General features: G+C 73.2%; 7 protein-coding genes. 4 read left to right on the top strand and 3 right to left on the bottom strand.

Annotation, left to right across the window (positions count from 1 at the left end; all coding sequences use genetic code 11):
* The 4 genes from QMK34_RS46590 to QMK34_RS46575 form a co-directional block, all read left to right on the top strand.
* Positions 1–899 (top strand): FAD:protein FMN transferase (locus QMK34_RS46590; RefSeq protein WP_326421425.1); only part of this gene is annotated, 899 nt, incomplete at its 5' end.
* On the top strand, positions 896–1,456 hold the full coding sequence (locus tag QMK34_RS46585; protein WP_326421423.1) for a ferric reductase-like transmembrane domain-containing protein: 561 nt from the start codon (positions 896–898) through the stop codon (positions 1,454–1,456). The genes QMK34_RS46590 and QMK34_RS46585, both read left to right, overlap by 4 nt.
* Before the next feature lie 3 nt (positions 1,457–1,459).
* On the top strand, positions 1,460–2,635 hold the full coding sequence (locus QMK34_RS46580) for an NADH-ubiquinone oxidoreductase-F iron-sulfur binding region domain-containing protein (protein ID WP_326421421.1): 1,176 nt from the start codon (positions 1,460–1,462) through the stop codon (positions 2,633–2,635).
* Positions 2,632–2,844, top strand: a complete 213-nt coding sequence (locus QMK34_RS46575; protein ID WP_326421419.1) for a ferredoxin — start codon at positions 2,632–2,634, stop codon at positions 2,842–2,844. Before QMK34_RS46580 ends, QMK34_RS46575 begins: the two co-directional genes overlap by 4 nt.
* Positions 2,845–2,931: 87 nt before the next feature.
* On the opposite strand, the gene QMK34_RS46570 is transcribed toward QMK34_RS46575, so the two are convergent.
* The 3 genes from QMK34_RS46570 to QMK34_RS46560 form a co-directional block, all read right to left on the bottom strand.
* Positions 2,932–3,585 (bottom strand): maleylpyruvate isomerase family mycothiol-dependent enzyme, encoded by a 654-nt coding sequence (locus QMK34_RS46570; RefSeq protein ID WP_326421418.1) that lies wholly within the window; start codon positions 3,583–3,585, stop codon positions 2,932–2,934.
* A gap of 76 nt (positions 3,586–3,661) precedes the next feature.
* Positions 3,662–5,434 (bottom strand): sensor histidine kinase, encoded by a 1,773-nt coding sequence (locus QMK34_RS46565; RefSeq protein ID WP_326421417.1) that lies wholly within the window; start codon positions 5,432–5,434, stop codon positions 3,662–3,664.
* Positions 5,424–6,125 carry a response regulator transcription factor gene (locus QMK34_RS46560; RefSeq protein ID WP_326421415.1) on the bottom strand — a complete coding sequence of 234 codons (702 nt, stop codon included), beginning with the start codon at positions 6,123–6,125 and terminating at the stop codon, positions 5,424–5,426. The genes QMK34_RS46565 and QMK34_RS46560 overlap by 11 nt, the downstream gene beginning before the upstream one ends.
* Positions 6,126–6,334 lie beyond the last annotated feature (209 nt).

Below are 6,334 nucleotides of genomic sequence, written 5' to 3'. Positions count from 1 at the left end.
GCACGACCGCGGTCCTGCTGGTCACCGACCCCGCCGGGCTCGGCCGGGCGGAAGACCTGCTGCGGGCCGGGCTGGCCGAACTCGACCTGGCCTGCAGCCGGTTCCGTGCGGACTCGGAGATCTCACGCCTGCACGAGTCCGCCGGTCGCGCCACCCGGGTCGGCCCGCTGTTGTTCGAGGCGATCCGGGTGGCACTGCGGGCGGCCCGGCTGACCGAAGGCCTGGTCGACCCGACCGTCGGCGCCGCGGTGCGCGAACTCGGCTACGACCGCGACTTTCCCGAAGTGGCCGGTGAAAGCGCGGCCGCGGTCGGCCCGGCCGGGCCGGTTCCCGGCTGGCACCGCGTGCTGCTGGACCCGGCGCGCGGCGAGGTCGTGCTGCCCAGGGGTGTCCTGCTCGATCTGGGCGCGACGGCCAAGGCGCTGGCCGCCGACCGGGCGGCCGTCACGATCGCCCGCCGGACCGGCGCCGGGGTGCTGGTCGGGCTCGGTGGCGACCTCCGCGCCGACGGCCCGCCCCCTCCCGGCGGCTGGCGGATCGCCGTCGGGGACAACCACGCGCGCGCCGCGGAGCACGGTGTCCCGGTGACGCTGCGCTCCGGCGGCCTGGCGACGTCCAGCATCACCCAGCGCACCTGGCGGCGGGCCGGGCGCACGGTGCACCACATCGTCGACCCCCGCACCGGGGACGTCCCGGTGGCCCTTTGGCGCACGGTGAGCGCGGCCGCACTGTCCTGTGTGGACGCCAACACCGCGACCACCGGCGCGATCGTGCTCGGTTCGGCGGCCCCGTCCTGGCTTGCGACGGGACGGCTGCCCGCCAGGCTCGTCGGCGTGGACGGCCAAGTCCACGTCGTCGGCGGCTGGCCCGCCGACGAAACCCGCGGGGTGGCGGCATGACGCTCTGGTACGTCAGCCGCGCGACCGGACTGGTGGCGCTGGTCCTGTTCACCGCCACGATGGTGCTCGGCACGCTGACCTCCGGGCGCGTCCAGAGCCCGGCGTGGGCCCGGTTCGCGGTCGCCGAACTCCACCGGAACCTGTCCCTGCTCAGCGTCGCGTTCCTGACGGTGCACATCGCGACCGCCGTGCTCGACTCGTACGTCTCGCTGCGCTGGGTCGACGTCGTGGTCCCGTTCGTCTCGTCCTACCAGCCGTTCTGGCTCGGCCTGGGCACACTGGCGCTGGACGTGCTGCTCGCCGTCCTGATCACCAGCCTGCTCCGTACGCGGATGCCGCTGCGCGCCTGGCGCGCCGTGCACTGGCTGTCCTACCTCTGCTGGCCCATCGCCGTGGTGCACGGCTTCGGGATGGCCGAAGCGGACGGGAACCGCGCCTGGGTGCTCACGCTCGACAGCCTCTGCGTGCTCGCCGTGGTGATCGCGGTGGCCTGCCGGGCGTTCGCCACCCATCCCGATACCGAGGCCCGCAAGCCTGCCCCGATCCGAGCGAGGTAACCGGTGAACACCCTCGAACGTCCCCTCCCCGTGCTCGGTGTGCTCACCGAAGGGCGGCTCGACCTCGCCGGGCACCGGCGGCGCTACGGGCCGATCCCCTGGCACGCCGACGTGGTGGCGGCCGCCGAGTCGGGCGGGCTGCGCGGCCGTGGCGGCGGCGGGTTCCCCACGGCGGTGAAGCTGCGCGCCGTCCGCGGCCGCCGGTCACCGATCGTGGTGGCCAACGGCTGTGAAGGCGAACCGTTGAGCCGCAAGGACTTCACCCTGCTTTCGCGCGCTCCGCACCTGGTGCTCGACGGCCTGATGCTGGCCGCCAACGCCGTCGGCGCCCGCGAGGCCCACCTCTGCCTGCACGCGGGCAGCCCGGCCGAGGCCAGCGTCCTGGCCGCGCTGGCCGAACGGTCCGGGGACCCGCTGCCGGTGCTGGTGAGCCGGGTGCCCACCCGGTACGTCGCGAGTGAGGAGTCCGCCCTGGTCAACTTCCTGACCACCGGCGACGCGCGCCCGACGGTCACCCCGCCCCGGCCCGCCGAACGCGGCGTGCGCGGCCGTCCCACCCTCGTCGACAACGTCGACACGCTGGCCCAGCTCGCCCTCGCGGTCCGGGTGGGCGGCGAGGTGTACCGCGGGACGCACACGACGCTGGTCACGGTGAACGGCCTGGTGCTGGAAGTCCCGGCGGGCACCCGGCTCGGCGCGGTGATCGAGCGCGCGGGCGCCACGGCGGCCTCGCGGGCGGTGCTGGTCGGCGGCTACGGCGGGAACTGGCTGCCACTGCCCGCCGCCGCAGCGCTCCCGCTGACCTTCGAGCACCTGCGCGAAGCGGGCGCGTCGCTCGGCGTCGCCGTGCTGCACGTCCTGTCGCCGGAAGGCTGCGGGCTCACGGAAACCGCGGGGATCCTCGCCTATCTCGCCGGGGAATCCGCCCGCCAGTGCGGGCCGTGCATGTTCGGCCTGCCCGCCGTCGCCGCGGACTTCGCCGAACTCGCGCGCCCCGGCGCGTCCCCCGCGACACGCGCACGGCTGCGGCAACGGCTTCCCGTGCTGTCCGGCCGGGGCGCGTGCGCCCATCCGGACGGCGCGGTCCGGCTGGCCGCGAGCGCGTTGCGCGTGTTCGAAGCGGACGCCGCCGCGCACTCCGCGGGCCGCCCGTGTCTCACCTCGGCAGGCAGGTCATGACCGAGACCCGGCTGACGGTCGACCCCATCGGCTGCCGCGCCCACGGACTGTGCGCGGAAGTGCTGCCCGAACTGATCGACCTCGACGAATGGGGGTACCCGATCGTGGACCGCCAGCCCCTGCCCGCGCACCTCACGGCCGAAGCCCGCCAGGCCGCGGCCGCGTGCCCGACACTGGCGCTCAAGCTCACCCGAACGCCCGTTCCCTGAAAGCCTGCTGCCCGAACGTGATCACGCGCCAAGGGCCGACCGAGAAGCTCGCCGCCGCGTGTCCGTTCCCAGACGCCGACCGCCGCGTCACACCCCGCCGCAGCGCTCACGCAGGGTCGCGACGCCGTCCCCTTCGAGCTCGTCGCAGTACGCCCCGCGCCCGGTCATCGCCATCATCAGCGCCACCGTGGTGCCGGACACGAGCGGCCCGGAACCGGTGGTGAAACCGCCGTCGGTCGCGACGAGGCGCAGCCCGCCGATCCGTCCCTTGGCAAGGACGACGAGGTCCGAGCCCTGGTAGTACTCGACGACCTGGGTGATCGTCTCGAGCGGATGGTCGCGCCGGATACCCAGCGGACGCCGGATGTCCTCGCCGTGCACGAGCGTTTCGCCCAGGACCGCCACCACGGGCAGCGGCGGTTTGGTCGTGCTCGTGACGACGCCGCGGAACCGCTCCAGCGTTTCGCCCGCGGACGCGCCCAGCTGCTCGGCCAGGCGCATCGCCACCTGCTTGTCGAAGTCGAACCGGCAGCGGATCACCCCGGCCAGCCACCGCGGCGGGTTCAGCCGCGCCGCCGAGGTGAGGTGCGCGAGCACCTCACGCACCGTCAGCCCGGTGCACAGCGACGGGGTCGTCCACTGCTCGCCGGTCAGCTTCGCGAGGTCGGCCGCGAGGGCCGCCCGCTCGGCGTGGACCAGGGACCAGGTGCCGGTCTCGAGGCGGGAATCAGTTTTGGCCATGGCGCACACTCTCTCGTGGGTGACGTTGCGAAGGTGAGACTCCCGCCGGGGACCGGAATCATCGCTCGCGGGCGGCTCAGTCCGCCGGCGGCAGTCGCAGCGTGAACGTCGAGCCCTCGCCCGCCGTGCTCGCCGCGGTCACCGTGCCGTCGTGGGCCTCCATCAGCTTCTTCACGATCGCGAGACCGAGGCCGCTGCCCCCGGCCGGGCGGCTGCGGGACTTGTCGGCCCGCCAGAACCGGTCGAACACCTGCGGCAGCTCGTCCGCGGCGATGCCCTCGCCGGTGTCGGTGACCTCGATGACGACCTCGCCGTCGTCCCGGCGCCCGCGCACGGTCACGGTCCCGCCCTCGGGCGTGTGCCGGACGGCGTTGGTGACGAGGTTGTCGACGGCTTGGCGCAGCCGCACCGGATCGGCCCGCAGCTCGACGTCGTCCGCCCGCACCGAAAGGGTGACGCCCGCCTCGCGCGCGCGGCCGCCGTGCGCGACCTCGACCTGCGCGAGCAGGTCGACGAGCCACACCGGCTCGGGATGCAGCCGGAGCTTCCCGGCGTCGGCCATCGACAGGTCCTGGAGGTCGTCGACGATGTGCTCGAGCTGCAGCGCCTCCTCCAGCAGCGAGCTGACCAGTGCGGGACCAGGCTCGCTCACGCCGTCCTCGGTCGCCTCCAGCCAGCCGCGGATGTTGCTCAGCGGGGTGCGCAGCTCGTGGGCGATGTCGCTGACCATCGCCTTCCGCTGTTCCTCCAGCCGTTCGCGGGCGGCCGACATCTCGTTGAACGCCACCGCCAGCCGCGCGAGCTCGTCCTTGCCCTTGACGTCGACGCGCGCGAAGGCGTCGCCCTCCTTCATCCGCTGCGCCGCGCCGGTCAGCGCCCGCAGCGGCCGGACCAGCCTGGTCCCGGCCAGCACGGTGACCACGATCGTCAGCGCCAGCACCGCCGCCGCGACCCCGGCGATCCGGATCCGGTTGCCCGCCGACAGGTCGAACGTGGTCGGCGGCGCACCGCCGGTGCTGGTCACGAACAGCAGCGCCGACGGCGAGACGAACGACGCGAGCTGCTCGTGCCGGGAAGTGGTGACACAGGCCTGGATCGTCTGCTGCGTGTCCTGCACGACCAGCCCGCTGGAGTCGGCCCCTTTGGCAGGCGCCGAGATCCAGGTCCGGTCGAGGTTGAGCTTCACCGGGCCGATCCCCCGGCGCGAAAGACAGTCGTCGACCAGTTTGGCCAACGCGGTCAGCGCGGTTTCCTCGGTGGGCGTCGGATCGGACAGGAACGACACCCCGCAGCCGACTCCGGTGAGCTGGTAGGGACTCTCGATCCGGGGATGCCCATTCGGGGCCTCGGTCAGCGTGCCACTGCCGGTCCGGCCGCGGACGCAGGCGAGCACCTTCTGCCCCCGCCCGCGCAGCTCCGTCAGCTCGCCGGCGGGCAGCCGGAACGGACCGAGCGCGGCGGGCGCTACCCGGTCCACGCCCGAGTCCGCGACCAGCGCGGGGTCAACGGCCAGCGGGTCGACCACCGCCGAGGCCGTCGACGGCAGCGGGTCCGGCTTGGCCACCGAGTCCGCGATCGGCCGCCGGTCCTGGGTGAGCAGCGCGACGCGGCGGCCGGTCTGCCGCGCGAGGTTGGCCACCACCGGCCCGGCCTCGGACCAGTTCGGATGCGTGGCGGCGTAGTCGAGCAGGGTGGTGTAGATCCGGTTGTCGTCGGCGAGGGCGCGGCCCTGTTCCTGCTCGATGGCGCCGGTGGCCGTCCGCGCGGCCAGCCACGCCGTCGCCGCGATCGAGCACACGGCCACCAGCACCGAGACGGCCAGCAGGCGGATGAGCAGGCTACGGCGCATCCGGCGCCCTCGTCCCGCTCGCCAGCTTGTACCCGATCCCGTACACGGTGAGCAGGTGGACGGGCTTGCGCGGGTCCCGCTCGAGCTTCTTCCGCAGGTTCAGCACGTGGGCGTCGATGGTGCGGTCGGTAATGTAGCGGTCGTAGCCGTGGAGGTGTTCCAGCAGCTGCGTGCGGGTGAAAACGCGGTCGGGATGCGGCGCCATCGCCGCCAGCAGCCGGAACTCGCCCGGGGTGCAGTCGACGACCTCGCCGTCGCGGGTCACCTCATGGCGGACCGGGTCGACGGTCAGTGTGCCGATGGTGAGCAGCGTCCCGGTGTCCGCCAGGCGCGTCCGCCGCAGCAGCGTCCGGACGCGCGCCATCAGCTCACGCGGGCTGAACGGCTTGGTCATGTAGTCGTCGGCGCCGAGGTCGAGCCCGAGCAGCAGATCGTCCTCGGTGGACCGCGCGGTGAGCATCAGCACCGGGACGTCGGACTCGCGGCGCAGGATGCGGCACACGTCCAGACCGTCCACTTTGGGCAGCATCACGTCGAGCACGAGCAGCTCCGGGCGGCGGCGGCGCACCTCTTCGATCGCCGCCCGCCCATCCACGACGACCACGACCGAGTGGTGCTCGCGCTCCAGATACCGGCGGACGAGCTCAGCCTGCTTCGCGTCGTCCTCGGCCAGCACGATCTGCGCGCACATGCTGACGATCATAGGACCGGCCGCCGATTCCGCCCCTCGGCGCGGTCAGCGCAACTGCACGCTCAGCTCGAACCGCCACAACTTTGACTGTCCCTGAAGACATCCCTGGGTTTTGTTTGTCAAGCGGCGGTGGTGTTTTGTCTGGTTTGTGTGGTGGTGTGGTGTGCCCAGGCTGTGTTTTCGTTGTAGTGGGTGTGGGTTTTGAGGCA

This window comes from Amycolatopsis sp. H20-H5 (assembly GCF_035828755.1).
In the GTDB taxonomy this organism is placed as follows: Bacteria; Actinomycetota; Actinomycetes; order Mycobacteriales; family Pseudonocardiaceae; genus Amycolatopsis.
The sequence above is the reverse complement of the archived record's forward strand: the minus strand, read 5'-3'. Positions and strand labels throughout refer to the sequence as shown.

Coding starts and splice junctions, on each gene's coding strand:
- QMK34_RS46565 (WP_326421417.1), bottom strand. CDS start 5,434: ATGCGCCGTAGCCTGCTCATCCGCCTGCTGGCCGTCTCGGTGCTGGTG.
- QMK34_RS46560 (WP_326421415.1), bottom strand. CDS start 6,125: ATGTGCGCGCAGATCGTGCTGGCCGAGGACGACGCGAAGCAGGCTGAG.
- QMK34_RS46570 (WP_326421418.1), bottom strand. CDS start 3,585: ATGGCCAAAACTGATTCCCGCCTCGAGACCGGCACCTGGTCCCTGGTC.
- QMK34_RS46585 (WP_326421423.1), top strand. CDS start 896: ATGACGCTCTGGTACGTCAGCCGCGCGACCGGACTGGTGGCGCTGGTC.
- QMK34_RS46575 (WP_326421419.1), top strand. CDS start 2,632: ATGACCGAGACCCGGCTGACGGTCGACCCCATCGGCTGCCGCGCCCAC.